This window comes from Comamonadaceae bacterium OTU4NAUVB1 (assembly GCA_024372625.1).
Taxonomy (GTDB): Bacteria; Pseudomonadota; Gammaproteobacteria; order Burkholderiales; family Burkholderiaceae_C; genus Variovorax.
In genome coordinates this window covers 916448-935415 of sequence record CP099605.1, presented here as the reverse complement: position 1 = coordinate 935415, position 18968 = coordinate 916448, and the positions used below count along the sequence as shown (strand labels likewise).

General features: G+C 69.3%; 17 protein-coding genes. 9 read left to right on the top strand and 8 right to left on the bottom strand.

Going from position 1 to position 18968, the window contains the following annotated elements; translation table 11 throughout:
* Nucleotides 1–17 precede the first annotated feature (17 nt).
* The 4 genes from NF681_07715 to NF681_07700 all read right to left on the bottom strand — a co-directional run bounded on the left by NF681_07715 (nt 18) and on the right by NF681_07700 (nt 3057).
* Complete coding sequence (locus NF681_07715; GenBank protein ID UST55056.1) at nt 18–995, bottom strand: ketoacyl-ACP synthase III; 978 nt, start codon at nt 993–995, stop codon at nt 18–20.
* Complete coding sequence (gene plsX, locus NF681_07710; GenBank protein UST55055.1) at nt 995–2041, bottom strand: phosphate acyltransferase PlsX; 1047 nt, start codon at nt 2039–2041, stop codon at nt 995–997. Before plsX ends, NF681_07715 begins: the two co-directional genes overlap by 1 nt.
* A 121-nt stretch (nt 2042–2162) precedes the next feature.
* Nucleotides 2163–2345 (bottom strand): 50S ribosomal protein L32, encoded by a 183-nt coding sequence (gene rpmF / locus NF681_07705; protein ID UST55054.1) that lies wholly within the window; start codon nt 2343–2345, stop codon nt 2163–2165.
* A gap of 127 nt (nt 2346–2472) precedes the next feature.
* Complete coding sequence (locus NF681_07700; GenBank protein UST55053.1) at nt 2473–3057, bottom strand: DUF177 domain-containing protein; 585 nt, start codon at nt 3055–3057, stop codon at nt 2473–2475.
* Nucleotides 3058–3095: 38 nt separating this feature from the next.
* Between NF681_07700 and NF681_07695 the strand changes: the two genes are divergently transcribed.
* The 3 genes from NF681_07695 (at nt 3096) to NF681_07685 (ending at nt 5691) form a co-directional block, all read left to right on the top strand.
* Nucleotides 3096–3677, top strand: coding sequence for a Maf family nucleotide pyrophosphatase (locus tag NF681_07695; GenBank protein UST55052.1), 582 nt, complete (start codon nt 3096–3098; stop codon nt 3675–3677).
* Between the two features lie 68 nt (nt 3678–3745).
* Entirely contained in the window at nt 3746–4492 is a 747-nt protein-coding gene (locus tag NF681_07690; GenBank protein ID UST55705.1) for an SAM-dependent methyltransferase, read from the top strand.
* Complete coding sequence (locus tag NF681_07685) at nt 4492–5691, top strand: MFS transporter (protein ID UST55051.1); 1200 nt, start codon at nt 4492–4494, stop codon at nt 5689–5691. Before NF681_07690 ends, NF681_07685 begins: the two co-directional genes overlap by 1 nt.
* Nucleotides 5692–5759: 68 nt before the next feature.
* On the opposite strand, the gene NF681_07680 is transcribed toward NF681_07685, so the two are convergent.
* Genes NF681_07680 through NF681_07665 form a run of 4 tightly spaced genes read right to left on the bottom strand, consistent with a single transcriptional unit; the run spans nt 5760 to nt 8960 of the window.
* The gene (locus NF681_07680; protein ID UST55050.1) at nt 5760–6794 is read right to left on the bottom strand and encodes a S49 family peptidase; all 1035 of its coding nucleotides are present in this window, start codon (nt 6792–6794) and stop codon (nt 5760–5762) included.
* Nucleotides 6795–6813: 19 nt separating this feature from the next.
* The gene (locus tag NF681_07675) at nt 6814–7185 is read right to left on the bottom strand and encodes a Rieske 2Fe-2S domain-containing protein (protein UST55049.1); all 372 of its coding nucleotides are present in this window, start codon (nt 7183–7185) and stop codon (nt 6814–6816) included.
* Between the two features lie 31 nt (nt 7186–7216).
* Nucleotides 7217–7885, bottom strand: a complete 669-nt coding sequence (locus tag NF681_07670) for an HAD-IA family hydrolase (protein UST55048.1) — start codon at nt 7883–7885, stop codon at nt 7217–7219.
* Between the two features lie 28 nt (nt 7886–7913).
* Nucleotides 7914–8960, bottom strand: coding sequence for an RluA family pseudouridine synthase (locus NF681_07665; GenBank protein UST55047.1), 1047 nt, complete (start codon nt 8958–8960; stop codon nt 7914–7916).
* A 558-nt stretch (nt 8961–9518) separates the two neighbouring features.
* On the opposite strand from NF681_07665, the gene NF681_07660 reads away from it, so the two are divergent.
* From NF681_07660 to NF681_07635, 6 genes are all read left to right on the top strand, one after another.
* Nucleotides 9519–12878 (top strand): Rne/Rng family ribonuclease, encoded by a 3360-nt coding sequence (locus tag NF681_07660; GenBank protein UST55046.1) that lies wholly within the window; start codon nt 9519–9521, stop codon nt 12876–12878.
* A 452-nt stretch (nt 12879–13330) separates the two neighbouring features.
* Entirely contained in the window at nt 13331–14053 is a 723-nt protein-coding gene (locus tag NF681_07655; protein UST55045.1) for a sugar transferase, read from the top strand.
* Between the two features lie 153 nt (nt 14054–14206).
* Nucleotides 14207–15205, top strand: coding sequence for a GDP-L-fucose synthase (locus NF681_07650; GenBank protein UST55044.1), 999 nt, complete (start codon nt 14207–14209; stop codon nt 15203–15205).
* A gap of 50 nt (nt 15206–15255) precedes the next feature.
* Nucleotides 15256–16260, top strand: a complete 1005-nt coding sequence (locus NF681_07645) for a hypothetical protein (protein UST55043.1) — start codon at nt 15256–15258, stop codon at nt 16258–16260.
* Nucleotides 16257–17645, top strand: coding sequence for a hypothetical protein (locus NF681_07640; GenBank protein UST55042.1), 1389 nt, complete (start codon nt 16257–16259; stop codon nt 17643–17645). The genes NF681_07645 and NF681_07640 overlap by 4 nt, the downstream gene beginning before the upstream one ends.
* On the top strand, nt 17642–18877 hold the full coding sequence (locus tag NF681_07635) for a glycosyltransferase WbuB (GenBank protein UST55041.1): 1236 nt from the start codon (nt 17642–17644) through the stop codon (nt 18875–18877). Before NF681_07640 ends, NF681_07635 begins: the two co-directional genes overlap by 4 nt.
* The last annotated feature ends 91 nt before the right edge of the window (nt 18878–18968 follow it).

Genomic DNA, 18968 nt, shown 5'->3' with positions numbered 1-18968 from the left:
CCGTGGACGGGACGAGCCTAAAGATTCAGGAGGACGGCACCCCAGGTGAAACCCCCGCCCACGCCTTCGAGCATCACGGTGTCGCCGGGCTTCACCTGACTGCCACGCACCGCGACGTCGAGCGCGAGCGGAATGGAGGCGGCCGACGTGTTGCCGTGATCGTGCACGGTCACGACGAGCTTTTCCAGCGGCAATCGCAGCTTGCGGGCCGTGCCCTGCATGATGCGGAGGTTGGCCTGGTGCGGGATCAGCCAGTCGATGTCCTCGGGTGTCTTTCCGGCCTTGGCGAGCGTGGCGCGCGCCGCTTCCTCGAGGACGCGCACGGCCAGCTTGAAGACGGCCTGGCCGTCCATGCGCAGCAGCGGCGTGCCCACCACCTCGCCGCCGGCGACCTGCCCCGGCACGCACAGGATGCCGACATGCCTGCCATCGGCATGCAGGTCGCTCGCCAGGATGCCGGGCCGCTCGCTGGCCTCGAGCACCACGGCACCGGCGCCGTCGCCGAACAGCACGCAGGTGGTGCGGTCGTCGAAGTCCAGGATGCGGGAAAACACCTCGGCGCCGATCACCAGGGCACAGCGGGCAGTGCCGGTCTTGATCAGCGCGTCGGCCACGGTCAGCGCATAGATGAACCCGCTGCAGACCGCCTGCACGTCGAAGGCCGCGCAGCCCGCGATTCCCAGCTTGTGCTGCAGGATCGCGGCCGTCGAGGGAAACACCATGTCCGGCGTCGAGGTGGCGACGATGATCAGGTCGACGTCCTCGGCCGTTCGACCCGCTGCCTCGAGCGCGCGCCGGGCGGCTTCGAGGCCCAGGTCGCTGCTGGCCACGTCCGGCGCGGCGAAATGACGCGCGCGGATGCCGGTGCGCTCCACGATCCACTGATCCGACGTCTCGACGCCACGCTCGGCGAGTTCGCGGGCCAGATCGTCGTTGCTGAGGCAGCGAGGCGGCAGGTAACTGCCGGTACCGGTGATGCGGGAGAAGGAGGTCATCAAGCGTGCAATGCGGCGGATGCGGTGACTTCGGTCGACGCCCCCGGGGTTGCAGGCTGGGTGCGTGCGAGCAGGGGAGCGGCTCGGGCGATGCGGGAGCGCACGCGCTCGAGCAGGTTGTTGCGGGCGGCATCATAAGCGCGATCGAGCGCGTAGCCGAACGCCACCTCGTCGGCCGAACCATGGCTCTTGAAAACCAGTCCGCGCAGGCCCAGCAGCGCGGCGCCGTTGTATCGGCGGTGGTCGAGCCGCCGCTTCAGCGATTTCAGGACCGGATAGGACACCAGCGCGGCGAACTTGCTGAACAGCCCGTTGGAATACTCGAAGCGCAGGAACTCCACGATCATAGACGCCACGCCTTCGGTCGCCTTGAGCGTGATGTTGCCGACGAAGCCGTCACACACCACGATGTCCGTCGTGCCCTTGAAGATGTCGTTGCCTTCGACATTTCCGTAGAAGTTCAGGTCCTGCGAATTGGCGGCGGCGCGCAGCAGCAGACTTGCCTTCTTGATCGTCTCGCTGCCCTTGATGGCCTCCTCGCCGACGTTCAGGAGTCCGACCGTGGGCGACTCGTTGCCAGTGAGCGCGGAGACCAGCGCGGAGCCCAGCACCGCGAACTGCAGCAGGTCCTCGGCGTCGCAGTCGACATTGGCACCCAGGTCGAGCACCGTCGTGGCGCCGCCCTTGCGATTGGGCAACTGGGGCGCGATGGCCGGCCGGTCGATGCCGTCCATGGTCTTGAGGAGGTAACGCGCGATCGCCATGAGCGCACCGGTGTTGCCGGCCGACACCGCCGCCTGCGCCGCGCCATCCTTGACCTGCTGGATGGCGACCCGCATCGAGGAGTCCTTCTTCCGGCGCAGTGCGACTTCCAGGGGATCGTCCATGCCGACCACCTCGGTCGCCGCCACGATGCGGGCGCGCGGATGCACCAGACCCTGCAGCACGGCGGGCAGGCCGACCAGCAGGAGCGAGGCCTCGGGATGGCGGTCGAGGAAGGCGCGACAGGCCGCCAGCGTGATGCGCGGCCCGTGATCGCCACCCATGCAATCCACGGCAAGCGTGATCGCGGGCGGTACGGAAGCGGGGTTGGAGGCGACGACCATCAAAACAAAGGCCCGACGCTACGGCAGAGGTAGCTTCGGGCCTTGGCCTTGAATCAAGTGATCAGGATTCGGACTTGGTCTTCAGGACCTTGCGGCCGCGGTAGAAACCGGTCGGGCTGATGTGATGGCGCAGGTGGATCTCGCCGGTGGTCGGCTCCACGGCGATGCCGGGCACGTCCAGCGCATTGTGGGAACGGTGCATGCCGCGCTTGGAGGGCGACTTCTTGTTTTGTTGGACGGCCATGGAGGCTCCTGAATGTACGGTGAGGTGGGTGGGCTGCGGGACTGCGAAACGCCGGACACTGAGTCAGACGCCGTCAGCGGCGCGCGCGAAGCCTGCGATTATAGCGCGACGCCGGCGTCGATGCCACTCAGGACTTGCGCGGGCGCAGGCTGCCCAGCACCGCGAAAGGATTGGCACGCTCGCCCTCCCCTTCGTCGAATGCCTCGTCGGACGCGGTCAGCCGCACCGGCTGCGGGCACACGTCGTGCCGTGGGGTGAAGGGAATCTCCATCAGCAACTCGTCCTCGATCAGCTCACGGAGCGCGAAGTCGCGCGCGGCCACGAGCACATCCTCGTCGGCGAGCTCGTCCTCGACCGCCGCCGTGGCTTCGTCGGGCGCGAAACGGAACCACCGATCGACCTGCAGCGCGGTGTCGACCGGCGCGAGGCAGCGCTGGCAGATCAGCGGCACCACCGCGTCGGCCTGCAGATGGAGCCAGGGCTCGACGGCACCGCTCGCGCCCGCGCGGCGCGCCCCGGTGGCGGTCCACCGGACCGATGGCGCGTCGGGTGCGCCGGTGGCCCCCGGCGCCGACGGTGCCGTTTCCGCGGCGCCCGCCAGCTCGGCGGCCACGCGCGGAAAACCGCTCACGGGTTCTTCGCCCGCGAGCGTCGCGGCGGTGCTGGCGAAATCGATCACATCGAGTCTGGCGGGTGCGGCATCTCTTTTCATCACGGCCAGTCTAAACGGCTCACGCACAATTCCGACCCATGCAACGCCCTTTGATCCTCGCCTCGACTTCGCGCTATCGCCGCGAACTGCTCGCGCGCCTGCGCATGCCCTTCGACGTTCAGGCCCCGGAGGTCGACGAGACCCCGTTGCCTGGCGAGACCCCCCTGGCGCTCGCGCAACGGCTGGCCCTGTCCAAGGCCAACACGGTCGCGGCGCGCTTTCCGGAGGCGATCGTGATCGGCTCCGACCAGGTGGCCGATCTCGACGGCGAGCCGCTGGGCAAGCCTGGCGATCACGACCGCGCCACCGCCCAGCTGCGCCGCATGCGCGGGCACACCCTGGTGTTCCAGACGGCGGTGGCGGTGGTGTGCGCCGCCAGCGGCTTCGCCCACAGCGACGTGGCACCGGTGCGCGTGGTCTTCCGACCCCTGAGCGACGAGGCCATCGAGACCTACCTGCGCGCGGAGACGCCCTACGACTGCGCCGGCAGCGCCAAGAGCGAGGGCCTGGGCATCGCCCTGCTCGACGCCATCGACAGCGACGACCCCACCGCGCTGGTCGGCCTGCCGCTCATCCGCACGGCGCGGATGCTGCGCGCCGCCGGCCTGGAGCTGCTGTGAGCGGGGCCACCGCGCCCGCGCCCGCCCCGGGCGAGGCCGCCTCCGGAGGGGCCGCTGCCAGGGGCCGGCTGTACCTCGTGCCCGCGCCGCTGGACTTCGGCTGCGACGCCCAGTCGCCCCTGCAGGACGCGTTGCCGCTCGGCACGCTGCAGGCGGCCGCGCGCATCACGCACTGGATCTGCGAGAACGCGAAATCGGCCCGCGCCTACCTCAAGCGCATCGACGCCGTCGTGCCGCTGGCCGTGCCGCTGCAGTCGCAGCGCATCGACGAGCTGCCGCGCGAGGTGCACAAGAAGGGCGACCATGCCGGGGAGTTCGACGCTCGCGGCATGCTGGCGGCGGCGCTGCAGGGCCACGACATCGGCCTGCTGAGCGAGGCGGGAATGCCGGCGGTGGCCGACCCGGGCTCCTCGGTGGCGCGCGCGGCGCACCTCCTGGGCGTCGAGGTGGTGCCGCTGACCGGCCCGGTGTCGCTGTTGCTGGCCTTGGCCGCGAGCGGGCTCAACGGCCAGAATTTCGCCTTCGTGGGCTACCTGCCGCAGGACGCCGACGAACGCGTCGGGCGCATCCGCGAACTGGAGGCGCTGGCGCTGCGCACCGGACAGACCCAGCTCTTCATCGAGACGCCCTACCGCAACGCCGCGCTGCTGCAGGCGCTCAAGCAGTCGCTGCAGCACCACACCCGCCTGTCGGTGGCGCGTGGCCTGACGCTGGCCGGCGCCAGCGTGCGCAGCGACACGGTCAGGGGCTGGCGCGCCACCGCGCCGGAGACCGCCGACACGCGCCTGCCGGCCGTCTTCGCGATCGGCCGCTGATGGCGACGGAGCACGCGAACGCCGCCGCCGGTGGTGCCCTCGACCGATCGGTGCCCTCCACCGCCACGCGCTGGGCCTCGCGCACGCAGTTCTTCTGCGCCGGCTTCATCTTCGCCACCTGGGGCGTGCACATTCCCACCGTCAAGGCGCACTACGGCATCGACGAGGCCCAGCTCGGCCTGGCCCTTTTGGCCGCGGGCGTCGGCGCGCTGCTGGGCATCTCGCAGGCGGGCCGCGTCATCGGGCGCCACGGCGCGCGCCTCGTCTGCGGCCTGTGCGGCACGGTCTACGCGCTGCTGCTGACCGGCCTGATCGCGATGCCGGGCCTGATCGGCCTGCTGGCGCTGCTGGTGCTGTTCGGCCTGGTCACCAGCGTGTTCGACGTCGCCATCAACACCGAGGCCGCGCAGCTGGAGATGCGCGGGGGACAGCCCCTGATGAGCGGCATGCACGGCATGTTCAGCCTGGGCGGGATGGCCGGCGCGCTCACCGGGGGCGCCGCGATCGCCGCCGGCCTGCCGCCGCAGCACCACCTGTGGCTGGTGGCCGGCGCCATGCTGGTGGCCGTGGCGCTGGCGACGACGCGGATGCTGCCGGGCGCCGTCACCGCGACCGAACGCGGGCCCGGCGGCGGCACGGACGGGTTCCGGCTGCCGCGCGGCGCGCTGGCCGTGCTCGGCACCCTGGCGGCGCTGGGGCTGATCGCCGAAGGCGCCATCTACGACTGGAGCGTGCTGTACCTCCAGCAGGAGCTGGGCAGTCCGCAGCAGCAGGCCGCGCTGGCCTATGGCAGTTTCTCGGCCGCCATGGCCGCCGCGCGCTTCGGCGGCGACGCGCTGCGCAAGCGCTTCGAACCCGCCGCGCTGGTGCGCGGCAGCGCGCTGCTGGCGGCCGCGTCGATGGCGCTGGTGCTGGTCACCTCGACGCCGTGGGTCGCGCTGGCGGGGTTCGCCGGCGTCGGCGTCGGGTTCGCCAATGTCGTGCCGGTGCTGTTCGCCGCCTCGGCGCAGATGCCGGGCGTGCCGCCGGCGCAGGGCATCGCCTCGGTGTCGGCGATGGCGTACCTCGGCTTCATGACCGGGCCGCCGGTCATCGGCTTCCTGGCACGCGTCAGTTCGCTGACGCTCGCGCTGTGCGTGGTGGTGGCGTTCGCCCTGGCGCTGGCCCTGGCCGCGCGCCACGCGAATCCCCGGCCCTGACGGCGGTCGCGAGAAGCCGGCCCGCGCGAGGCGCGTGGCCGGCTTCTCGCGAACGGACCGGACAGTCTTCAGCGCAGGGCCGGCACCGCGTGCAGCGCGCGCACCGAAGCGTCGCCCATCGCGGCGCCGAACTTCTTCGCCAGCTTCTCGGCGACGTTGTCGCGTCGCGTGTAGTCGTTGATCTCCTCGGCCTTGATCACTTCCCGCGCCACGTAGTCGACGTTGCCGACATGGTCGGCCAGGCCCAGCTCGATGGACCGCTGGCCACTCCAGAACAGGCCGCTGAACAGGCCGGGCGTGTCCAGCTTGAGCCGGTCGCCGCGCCCGGCCTTCACCACGGCGATGAACTGGTCGTGGATCTGGTCGAGCATCTGTTGCGCGTGGGCGCGCTGGGCATCGCTCACGGGGCTGAAGGGGTCGAGGAAGCCCTTGTTCTCGCCCGAGGTGAGCAGGCGCCGCTCGACGCCCAGCTTCTCCATGGTGCCGGTGAAGCCGAAACCGTCCATCAGCACGCCGATGCTGCCGACGATGCTGGCCTTGTCCACGTAGATGGCGTCGGTGGCCGCGGCGATGTAGTAGGCGGCCGAGGCGCAGGTCTCCTCGACCACGGCATAGATCGGCTTGCCGTGCTTGGCCTTCAGGCGCTTAATCTCGTCGCTGATGATGCCGGCCTGGACCGGGCTGCCGCCGGGCGAGTTGATGAGCAGCACGACGCCCTTGGCGCCGGCATCCTCGAACGCCGTCTTCATGGCCGCGACGACGAATTCGGCGCTGGCGTCCGCGCCGTTGGCGATCTCGCCCTTGATCTCCACCACGGCCGTGTGCGGCGAGGTGGTGGTCGACGTGGCGGCGGTGCGCGACATGCCCAGCCAGACGAGAAAGACGAAGAACGCGAGCCAACCCAGGCGCACGAAGGTCTTCCAGCGGCGCGCGGCGCGCTGCTCGCGCAAGGACGCGAAGGCGAGCTTCTCGAGCGTGGCGCGCTCCCAGCCGGGGGTGGAGGTCGGATCGTTCTTTGACATGGCGGAATGGGCGGGAGAAGACGCCGGAGGGCGCTCGAAAGGCTCGAAACCCTGAGGTTCCGTACGGGTCGGTTCGGTCATCGAGGCAACGGGAGTGAGGCTAGAAAGCCACCGGGCGGAGGTTCCAGGCAGTATGCCAGTGGACCACGCCGTCCCGCTCGCTCGTCTCGACCCTGACCAGGGCGCCACGGCAGGGTCCGCCGCCGCACTCGCCGGTGTCGGGCCGGTAGGCGGCGCCGTGCGAGGCGCACAGCAGCCACTGGCCGGTGTCGTCGAAGAAGCGGTCGGGCTGATGGTCCATCTCCATCGCGACGTGGGTGCAGCGATTGAGGTAGGCATGCACCTGCCCCTCGAAGCGGATCGCGAAGGCACGGCAGGTCTCGCCGGCGTACGTGAGGTCGAAGGGCACGGCAAGGCCGCCTTCGACCAGGTCGCTCGACTGGCACAGGGGAATGTTCTGAATCTCGCTCATCGGCAGCTCCTCTCGGGTGGTGCGGGACATCTCAGGCGTTGTCGACCAGCCAGCGATGCAGGTCGGCCACGGAATGCGCGACGTGCAGCGGACCCAGTGCGTCGAAGCTCGCCGGCTCGTGCGCGCCGTAGCTCACCCCGACGCTCGCGCAGCCGGCATTGATCGCGAGCTGCAGGTCGTGCGTGGTGTCGCCGATCATCAGGGTGCGCGCGGCCGGCACGTCCAGCGCCTCCATCAGTTCGAGCAGCATGCGCGGATGCGGCTTGCCGGCGGTCTCGTCGGCGGTGCGGGAGTCGTCGAAGCGATCGCGCAGTTCGGAGGTGGCCAGCACCTCGTTGAGCCCGCGGCGCGACTTGCCGGTGGCGACGGCCAGCCGGTGACCCCGTGCCCGCAGCGCGTCGAGCATCGGCAGCACGCCCTCGAACAGCACGAGGTCGTCCTGCCGCTTCACGTAGTGGTAGCGATAACGGGCGCCGAGCGCCACGTACTTCTCGCGCGGCACGTCGGGCGCGGCGCGCGCCAGCGCCTCGGCCAGGCCCAGGCCGATGACCCAGGCGGCGTCGCGCAGGCTCGGCCGGGCGCCGCCGACATCGACCACCGCGTCCTGGATGCAGTGCGCGATCAGCGCGGTGGAGTCGTAGAGCGTGCCGTCCCAGTCGAAGGCGATCAGGTCGAAGCGGCGGGTGGAGGGTTCGGTCATCGGGGGGTGCGGGTCCATCGTGGGAAATTCAGGCGGCGCCCTGGGGCGCGGGTTGGCGGGCCAGCGCGTCGAGCACGTCGGCGGACATCAGCGCGCGCAGTTCGGGCGGCAGGCCGGCCTCCAGCGCCGTGCGCTCGCCGGTCGCCGGGTGGTCGAACTGCAGTCGCCAGGCATGCAGGAACATGCGCTTCAGTCCGGCCTTCTGCAAATCGCGGTTGCGTTCGAAATCGCCATATTTGTCGTCGCCGGCGATGGCATGGCCGGCGGAAGCGAGGTGCACGCGGATCTGGTGCGTGCGCCCGGTCTTGATGGTGACGGCCAGCAGCGACATCGGCGTGGCGTCGCCGGCGAGCCGGACCAGGGCGACGACCCGCACCAGCGTCACGGCATGCATCGCGTCGGGATGGTCCTGGGGGACGACCCGCACCCGGCGCTCGCCCTCGGCCGCGCCCGCCGCCGCGGGGAGCAGGTAGCGGGCCAGGGACGCGTCCAGGACCTTGCGGTTGGCCGGCCAGGCGCCATCGACCAAAGCCAGGTAGGTCTTGCCCGTCTCGCGCTCGCGGAACTGTGCCTGCAGGGCCGTCAGGGCACTGCGTTTCCTCGCCACCAGCAGGATGCCGGAGGTCTCGCGGTCCAGCCGGTGCACCAGCTCGAGGAACTTGGCATCGGGGCGCGCCGCGCGCAACTGCTCGATGACGCCGAAGCTCACGCCGCTGCCGCCGTGCACCGCCACGCCGGCGGGCTTGTCGATGGCCAGCAGCGACGCATCCTCGAACAGGACCGGAAAATCGCGCGCCGGTGCGCCGGGGGCGCCGTCCTCCGCGGGCGCGGTCATCCGCATCGGCGGCAAGCGCAGTACGTCGCCGGCCGAGACGCGCGTCTCGGCCTGGACACGGCCCTTGTTCAGGCGCACCTCGCCCGAGCGGATGATGCGGTAGACGTGCGTCTTGGGCACGCCCTTCAAATGGCGGAAGAGAAAGTTGTCGAGACGCTGCCCGGCGGATTCTTCATCCACCGTAACAAAGCGGACCTCCGCGGCCGTGGGCCCGGGCTTCGCACCTATAATATTTTTCACCAGCGCGGTTCTGTAAGTGCTTGATTAAACAGAAGTTTAGAGCACCGCCGAACGCGCTGCGAGGTCGATGCCGCTGGGGCACCGAGACTGCAAACCCCGCGCTGGAGCGCAAAGTGGCAGCCGACGCACCCCAGTCAAGCCGACGTCCACGAAACACCGATACGGAATACCCAGCCGGCAGCTCCCAAGCAGCCGGCGGATCGAAGCGAGTTCTCTCAAGTGTTGATGCTGCTGCTGATTCATCGCTGCCTGCGCAAACCGACCTGGCCACTGCCAGCGGCCCGCGGCATCGGGTCGCGAGCGGCGCGCGCCATCCCTGCGCAACCGGCTGATCACGAGGCAGCCCGTCGACACCACCCCGGGCTCGCACCCTTCCACGCGCCACCACCACCCCTGCTGCTGTCGAGCTGAGGCTCGACGGGGCCGCCCGGCGTTTGCGCCGCACGGCCGAGGCAGCCGGGGCACCGCGGCAATTCCCCCTCGTTTCACCGGCGTCGTCCGTGCATCGTTGGCCCGTCATGGGCCGGTTCGAACGCATACATAAAAGGACAACGCACCATGAAGCGGATGTTGATCAACGCCACGCAGCCCGAAGAGCGCCGCCTGGCCATCGTCGATGGACAAAAACTCCTCGACTACGAAATCGAGATCGAAGGACGCGAGCAGCGCAAGGGCAACATCTACAAGGCCGTCGTCACGCGCGTCGAGCCTTCGCTGGAGGCCTGCTTCGTCGACTACGGCGAGGACCGCCACGGCTTCCTGCCGTTCAAGGAGATCTCGCGCCAGTACTTCGCCGAGGGCGTCTCCGCCAGCCAGGCCCGCATCCAGGACGCGATCCGCGAAGGCCAGGAACTGGTCGTGCAGGTCGAGAAGGAAGAGCGCGGCAACAAGGGCGCGGCGCTCACCACCTTCGTCTCGCTGGCGGGCCGCTATGTCGTTCTGATGCCCAACAACCCGCGCGGCGGCGGCGTCTCGCGCCGCATCGAGGGCGACGACCGCGCCGAACTCAAGGAGGCGATGGACCAGCTGGAGTACCCCAAGGGCGCCAGCATCATCGCCCGTACCGCCGGCATCGGCCGCTCGGCGCCCGAGCTGCAGTGGGACCTGAACTACCTGCTCAAGCTCTGGGGCGCCATCGACGGCGCCGCCAAGGGCGCCAAGGGCGCCTTCCTGATCTACCAGGAATCGAGCCTGGTGATCCGCGCGATCCGCGACTACTTCAATCACGACATCGGCGACATCCTGATCGACACCGACGACATCTACGAGCAGGCGCAGCAGTTCATGGCGCACGTCATGCCCGAGCATGCCGCCCGCGTGAAGCGCTACCGCGACGACGCGGCGCTGTTCAGCCGCTTCCAGATCGAGCACCAGATCGAGTCGGCCTACGCCCGCACGGTGCAGCTGCCCTCGGGCGGCGCCATCGTGATCGACCACACCGAGGCGCTGGTCTCGGTCGACGTCAACTCGGCGCGCGCCATCAAGGGCGGCGACATCGAGGAGACCGCCACCCGCACCAACCTGGAGGCCGCCGACGAGGTGGCCCGCCAGATGCGCCTGCGCGACCTCGGCGGCCTGATCGTCATCGACTTCATCGACATGGACGAGTCGAAGAACCGCCGCGAGGTCGAGAGCCGCCTGCGCGACGCGCTGCGCCAGGACCGCGCCCGCGTGCAGTTCGGCTCGATCAGCAAGTTCGGCCTGATGGAGATGAGCCGCCAGCGCCTGAAGCCGGCGCTCAGCGAAGGCGCGTCGATCCCCTGCCCCCGTTGCGGCGGCTCGGGCCACATCCGCGACACCGAATCGAGCGCGCTGCAGATCCTGCGCATCATCCAGGAGGAGTGCCTGAAGGACCACACGGCGGCCGTGCACGTGCAGGTCCCCGTCGAGGTGGCGTCCTTCCTGCTCAACGAGAAGCGCCCCGAGATCGCCAAGATCGAACTCAAGCAGCGTGTCACCGTGCTGATGGTGCCCAACAAGACGCTGGAGACGCCCAACTACCGGCTCGAACGCCTGAAGCACGACGACCCGCGCCTCGACCACATCGAGGCCAGCTACCGGATGGCCGACGAGATCGAGGACCCCACCTCCGTCACGCGCCGCTCGCAGGAACCCACCAACAAGCAGACGCCGGTCATCAAGGGCGTGCTGCCCGACGCGCCGGCGCCGGCCGCCGTTCCGCGTCCCGAGCCGGTGCGTCCGGCCGCCGCCGCCCCTGCGCCGGCCCCGGCACCCGCCCCGGCGCCCGCGCCCGCTGCGGCACCGGCCGAAACCGGCTTCTGGGCCCTGATCAAGAGCTTCTTCGGTTTCGGCGAGCCGCCAGCGCCCGCCGCATCGGCGCCGGTTGCGGCGCCCGCGCCGGTCGCGCCGTCGGCGGAGGCACCGCGCTCCGGACGTCGCGAAGGCGGCCGCGGTGGCCGCGAAGGCGAAGCGCGCGGCGCACGCGACGGTGAGGCACGACGTGGCGGGCGCGGTGAAGGCCGTGGCGGCCGCGATGGCGAAGGCCGCGCGGGCCGTGACGGCGAGCGCCGCAATGGTCGCGGCGGCGAGCGCCGCGAGACCGTCGAGGCACGCGGCGAGTCGCGTGTCGAAGGCGCGGTGCGCGAGCCGCGTGAACCGCGCGACGTCCGCGAGGCGCGTGAACCCCGCGAGGCCCGGGCGCCGCGCGATGGCGAGCGTCGCGGCGGACGCGGACCGCGCACCGACGGCGAGGCCCGTCCGGTGGTGAGCGAGTTGACCGAGGGCGCGGTGGTGGAAGGCGCCTCGGCGCTCGCGGAAGCTCCCACCAGCGATCGCGCGCCGGGAACGACCGACCGCGCCCCACGCGGCCGTGGCCGGGATCGCGATCGCGGCGAACGCCAGGAACGCGGCGAACGCGCGGATCTTGTCGATGGCGAGCGTGTCGAGCGCTCCGAGGAACGCGCCGATGCCCGCCCGGGCGAGCGCGAGCCCCGCAACGGACGGGAGCGCAGCGTGTACGCGGCGCGCGATCCGGGCTTCGTGGCCTCGTCCGACGCCGCCGCGGTGACGTCGCAGGACGTCTTGCCGCCCCAGGTGGACGAGCCCGCGCCGATGCCGGAACGTCCGATGCGCGAACCCGCCACCGGCGAAGGCCGTCGCGAGCGTCGCCCGGCCCATGGGGACGGTCCGCGTGACGAACGCCAGGCACGACCCGCCACGGTCCAGGCGCCCCAGGAAGGCACCGCGTCCGCCGCGCCGGTCCAGGCAGGCGCCGACGGCGGCGTCCCCGAGGACGCCGGCGTCATGACGAGTCCGGACGGCGCCGAGGCACCAGCACGTCGTGAAGGCGACGAGCGCCGTGGTCGTTCACGCGACCGCTATGGTCGCGACCGCCGCGAGCGCGCACCCCGCGACGAGGCATCCGCCTCGGCCGACCGCCCGCAAGCCACGGAAGCCGCCCGCGAACCGGACGTCGGCGTGGCCTTCGTCCAGCCGCTCGGGGATGACCGGAACGTCTCGGCGCCCGTGACTGTGTCCGAAAAGGCACAGTCGTCCGACGCACCGACGGCCGCATCCGCAGCCGCCCCCGACCATCTGGTGAGCATGGGTAACAACACGGAGACACCCAAGTCCGTCGGATCGCGCCAACGCACCGACGTGATGGAGGTCGGCAACGGCATGCCGAAGGTGCAGCCTTTCGAGCTTCCCCTGTCGGCACTGACGCGGCTTGCTGAAGGATCAGGCCTACAGTGGGTGAACTCCAATGCGGAGCGGATCGCCCAGGCCCAGGCGGCCATCGCCGCGGAACCCGCCGCAATCCATGTCCCGCGCGAGCGCATTCCGGTCGTCGTCGTCGACGAGGGCCCGCTGGTGCTGGTCGAGACGAAACGCAACCTCGCCAATACGGTGCTCCCCTTCGAGCGTTCCGAAGGCACCGGAGACGTCGTCCGGCACTGAACCGGTCCGACCACTTCGCCGACCCAAAAGGCCGGCCTGTCGCAAGACGGGCCGGCCTTTTTTTACGTAAGGCGTTGTCCGACAAACACATCACCACATGTAACGACGACGGTGACAATTCATCCGTTCATGGATGTGATATTTCTCACATTTATCTAGCTCAATCTGCTTGACAACGCGACACCCATGCATGGGCCTTTACTGAGCGTTTACCCGTGGATGTTTTAGATTTAGTTACTACTTGGCGTACGAATTCATTACAGGCATGATGCAATGCTGCGTTGCACAACCATTGATCGCGTGAAAAATTACTCGTTTCACCCCCCATGCGTGGTTGTCCTGAAGCTTTAACCTACGGACAAACTAGAACGAATGTGTTCAAATTCTTTCTGTTAGTAGTAAAGCGTTACAACAACTTTGCTGTAAGGCAAGCTCTTTGAGGGGAATCCCAAATGTTTCGTTCTGATTCGACCGCGCAAGCTAATCTGGTTCGTCGACTGCCCCGTGGCGGTGGAGATCCCCAGCCCGCCCCGCTGTATCTCCAGCCCCGCCAGTTCACGCTGATCGAACGGGCCGCCAAGCGCTCGATGGACATTGCGGGCGCATTGGTGTTCTTCGCGATCTTCGGGCCGCTGTACGTGCTGGTGGCGCTGGGTGTTCGCATCAGCATGGGCACGCCGGTGCATTTCGGCCAGACCCGCATGGGCGTGGACGGCAAGGCGTTCCGATTCTTCAAGTTCCGCTCGATGGTGCGCAATTCCGAGGACATCCTCGACGACTACCTCAGCAAGAACGACGAGGCCCGCAAGCAGTGGGACACCTTCCAGAAGCTCGACAACGACCCGCGCATCACGCCGCTGGGCCATTTCATCCGCAAGCTGAGCCTGGACGAGCTGCCCCAATTCTGGAACGTGCTCAAGGGCGACATGAGCATCGTCGGTCCCCGTCCCTGCATGGAACGCCAGCGCAGCCTCTACGGCAAGACCTGGGGCCACTACTGCGCCGTGCGTCCGGGCCTCACGGGTCTGTGGCAGGTCAGCGGCCGCAACCGCCTCTCGTATGCCCAGCGCGTCGAACTCGATGCCAAGTACGTGAACGAGTGGTCGCTCTGGCTGGACATCAAGATTCTTGCAAAAACTGTCTATACCGTGATTTCCGGCGATGGCTCGCGCTGATCACAGGCGCTAGCATTCAGTCCCCGGCCTGAACAGGGCCACCCCTTTGCGATCACGGCACGTGGTCGCACTGACCGAGGCGGAGTTTCGTGGCGACAGTCGCGGCCTCCCGCCTCGTTTACATTTGTTCACTCTCTTGCAGACGTCATCCCCATGAACGAGTTCCAGAAGCGCATCTATGTCGCCGGCCACCGAGGCATGGTGGGCAGCGCCATCGTGCGCCAATTGACCGCCCAGGGCCACAGCCGCCTCATCACGCGCACGCATGCCGAACTCGACCTGACCGACCAGGCGTCGGTGCGGCGCTTCTTCGCCGTGGAAAAGCCCGACGAGGTGTATCTGGCGGCGGCCAAGGTCGGCGGCATCCACGCCAACAACACCTATCCCGCGGATTTCCTCTACGACAACCTGATGCTGGAGGCCAACCTCATCCACGAGGCCTGGCGCAGCGGCGTGCGCAAGCTGCTGTTCCTCGGCTCGAGCTGCATCTATCCGCGTCTGGCGGCCCAGCCGATGGCAGAGGACGCCCTGCTCACGGGCAAGCTCGAACCGACCAACGAGCCCTACGCCATCGCCAAGATCGCCGGCATCAAGCTCTGCGAGAGCTACAACCGCCAGCACGGCACCGATTTCCGCAGCGTCATGCCCACCAACCTCTACGGTCCGGGCGACAACTACCACCCCGAGAACAGCCACGTCCTGCCAGCGCTCATCCGCCGTTTCCACGAAGCGCGCATGGCGGGCACGCCCACGGTCGTGATCTGGGGCACGGGCACGCCCAAGCGCGAGTTCCTCTACGTGGACGACATGGCCGCGGCCTGCGTGCACGTGATGAACCTCCCGCACGACACCTACGCCGCGTCGACCGAACCGATGAACAGCCACATCAACGTGGGCAGCGGCGAGGACCTGTCGATCCTGGAACTGGCGCGGCTCGTGGGCGACGTGGTGGGTTTCCGCGGCGAGATCCGCTGCGATGCCGACAAGCCCGATGGCGCACCGCGCAAGCTGCTGGACATCTCCCGCATCCGCGAACTGGGATGGACGCCGACCGTCGGCTTGCGCGAGGGCATCGAGAGCGCCTACGAGGACTTCAGGGCCTACCTCGCCAGCGCCTCGGCAGCGCAATTCGCGGCACCTGCGGTCCGCTGATCGCTGATCGCTTCATTTCGTCGTCCCCGATCGCCTTATTAATGCCAGTCATGTCGCGCGACAAGCCTTCTTCGCTCCAGTTGATCCCGCCCGGCGGCGGCGGCGTGTTCGACTACGCGGCCAAACTCGCGGACGATCTGCAGGCGCCGCTCAGGGAGCTCACCGAGACCACCGACGTGTCGGACTGGTCTGGCGACCTGCTGCTGCTGCACTACTCCAGCTACGGCTACCAGAAACGCGGCATCCCAACTTGGCTGGCCGAGCGGATCCGCACGCTGCGCCAGCGCTTCAAGGTCTTCGGCGTGGTCTTCCACGAAACCTACGCATTCGGTCCGCCCTGGCGCTCGGCGTTCTGGCTGAGCCCGATGCAGCAGCGCATCGCGCGCGATGTGCTGCGCGAGGCCGACTTTTGGCACACAAACCGCGAAGCGGCCGCGCAGTGGCTGCGCAAGTCGTCCCATGCGGCGGTGGCGCCGCACCGCGTGCTACCGGTATTCTCAAACATCGGCGAGCCGCCACCGGCCGAGGGCGAGCGCGAGCCTTCGCTGGTCGTGTTCGGCGCCACGTCCTCGCGCGAGCGGACCTACGCCTGGAACGACGGCGAAATCCACCGGTTCGCGCAGCACCACGGTCTGCGCATCCACGACATCGGCCGCATCCTGCCCGACGGTCCGATGGCCCAGCGCCTCGCTGAGTCGGGCGCCGTGATACACGGCATGCTGTCCGAGGCCGAGGTGAGCCGGGCGATGCTGGCTGCCCGTTTCGGCGTGGTGCGGTACGAGCCCATCTACGCCTGCAAGAGCGGCATCTTCGCGGCCTACGCGGCACACGGCATGTGCCCGATCCTGCTGTGGCACGACTACGACACGCACGACGGCCTGCAGGCCGGCGTGAACTACGCCGGCGGATTCGAGGCGTTCGCGAAGACGGGCGAAGGCGACCTGTCCGCCCACGCCGCCCGGATCGGCCGCGCCGCGCGGCAATGGTATGAACCCCACCGCGTCGATGCCCATGTCGACGCTCTGAAGAAACTGCACGCAGAGGCCCGCCCATGACGTCCACGACATCCGCTTCCCCACCCACGCGCCTCGCGCGGGTCGCGCCCGTGGCGCTCCCGGCCCGCCGCGCGGTCAGCGCGGCGCCGGCCGTCAAGCTCAGCCGGGCCGGCTACGCCTTCATCATCGTGTTGCTGACCGTGGTGCTGGAAGGTGCCGTGCGTAAGTGGATCACCGCCGGCGCCACCGCCCCGCTGCTGCTGCTGCGCGACGGCCTGGCGGTCTACCTGATCTTCCACGCCTGGCGCGGGGGCCACCTGCGACGCAACGCCAAGGTCACGACGGTGATGGTGGGATGGACCTGCTGCGTCCTGGTGTGGAGCCTGATCCAGCTCATGGCCGGGGAGAGTTCGCCCACCCTGCTGGCCGTCGGCCTGCGCTTCTGGCTGCTCTACAGCTGGTTCGCCGTGGCCGCCGCGGCGGCCATGAACCAGACCGACTACCGCGTCGCCATCCGCGTCGTGGCGCTCCTGATGCTGATGCTGGCCCCGCTGGCGGTGCTGCAGCACTATTCGCCGCAGGGCTCGACCGTCAACCGCCAGATCGACGGCGACGAGGAAAGCGTGTTCGTCGTGGTGGTGGGCGTGGTCCGCACCACCGGCACCTTCAGCTTCACTTCCGGCTACGCGGCGTTCCTGCTGCTGGCGGCACCGCTCGTGCTGGGCTACCTCGGTACGCGCAAGTACGCAAAGCGCCATTGGCTGTTCGCCCTGGCCGTCTTCGGCGCCCTGCTCGTGGGCAGCGTGGTCAGCGGCTCGCGCACGGCCGTGCTGTCGGCCGGCGGCCTGCTCGGGGCCTACGTGGCAGGCCGGGTGGTGCTCTCGCGCGACCGCGATCGTCCCACCGCGATCATCGCGGCGCTCATGGCGCTGCTGCTGGTGGGCGCCGCCGGCTACTTCTTCTCCGACGCCGTGACCGTGACGCAGGAACGTTTCGAGACCGCGGCGAGCCACGAGAACTTCCTCGACCGCCTGATGGCCGTGTTCTTCGGCGAGCCGACCGTCATGGCCGCCTTCGACTGGCTGGGTTCGGGCATCGGCACCGGTTCCAACCTCGCGACCTCACTGAAATCCGGCGCCGACAACTTCAGCCTCGCCGAATCGGAAGCCGGACGGATCCTGCTGGAGGGTGGCCTGCTGGGCTTCGCCTACATCGCGCTGAAGATCGTCGTCCTGCTGGCTGCGCTGGCGCAGAGCTGGCGCCTTTCCTTCAAGACGCATTCGCCGTTCCCGATGCTCATGGGCCTGGCCCTGCTGCTGGGGCTGTTCACGTGGCCGGCCATCGGCCAGTTGAGCGCCAACGCCATGATGGGCCTGTTGCTCGGCTTCTTCCTGCTGATGGCCAAATTCCCGGCGGCCGAACTGTTCGTCAAGAAGCGTCGATGAAGCTGCTGGTCTACGGCATCAATTTCGCGCCGGAACTCACGGGCATCGGCAAGTACTCCGGCGAGATGGTGGCCTGGCTGGCCGAACGGGGACACGAGGTCCGCGTCGTGACCGCGCCGCCCTACTACCCCGAATGGAAGGTCTGGCCCGGCTACAGCGCCACGCGCTACGCCACGCACGACTGGAAGGGCGCGCGCGTCTACCGCACGCCGGTCTGGGTGCCGAAGAAGGTCAACGGCCTGCGCCGCCTCCTGCACCTGGGAAGCTTCGCGCTGGCCAGCATCCCGGCCCTGCTGGCGCAGTGGCGCTGGAAACCCGACGTCGTCTGGATGACCGAGCCGCCGCTGTTCTGCACGCCGGCCGGCCTGGCGTTCGCCCGGATGCGCTCGTCGGTCGCGTGGCTGCACATCCAGGACTACGAGGTCGATGCCGCTTTCGAACTGGGCCTGCTCAAGGGCGCGCGGCTGCGCGCCGGCGTGACCCGCGTCGAGCGCGCGCTCATGGGCGCCTTCGACCGCGTCTCCACCATTTCCCAGCGCATGCTCGAACGCGCCGCCAGCAAGGGCGTGACCGCCGAGCGGCTGATCTCTTTTCCCAACTGGGCCGACGTCACGGCGATCCGGCCGCTCACCGGTCCGAGCCCGTTCCGGGCCGAACTCGGCATCGCCGAGGACACCGTGGTCGCGCTCTACTCGGGCAACATGGGCGGCAAGCAGGGCCTCGAGGTGCTCTCGGACATGGCCATCCTGCTGCGCGACGTGCCCAACATCGCCTTCGTCTTCTGCGGCATGGGCGCCGGACGCGCCGATCTGATGGCGCGCTGCGGCGGTCTGGCCAACGTCCACTTCATGGACCTGCAGCCGGTCGAACGCCTGGGCGACCTGCTGGGCCTCGCCGACATCCACCTGCTGCCCCAGCGCGCGGACGCGGCCGACCTGGTGATGCCGTCCAAGCTCACGGGCATGCTCAGCAGCGGGCGGCCCGTGCTGGCCGGCGCGCGGGCGGACACCGAACTGGGCCAGGTCGTCGCGACCTGCGGGCGCATCGTGCCTCCCGAGGACGCACCCGCCTTCGCCGACGCGATGCTCTCGCTGGCGTCCCAGCCCGAGCTGCGTCGCGAACTCGGCGCAAAGGCGCGGGCCTGCGCCGAGGCGCGCTTCGCCCGCGATGCCGTGCTGGAGCGCTTCGAGCGCGACCTGCAGGACAGCATCGACGCGCGACGCGCCCGCTGAACGGGGCGCGTCCCTCGCGGCGTTCCGCCGCTCGCTCCCCTCCCGCGCCCGACACGGCCGGTTCGATCGATCCAAAGGCCCTCGCAGGGCC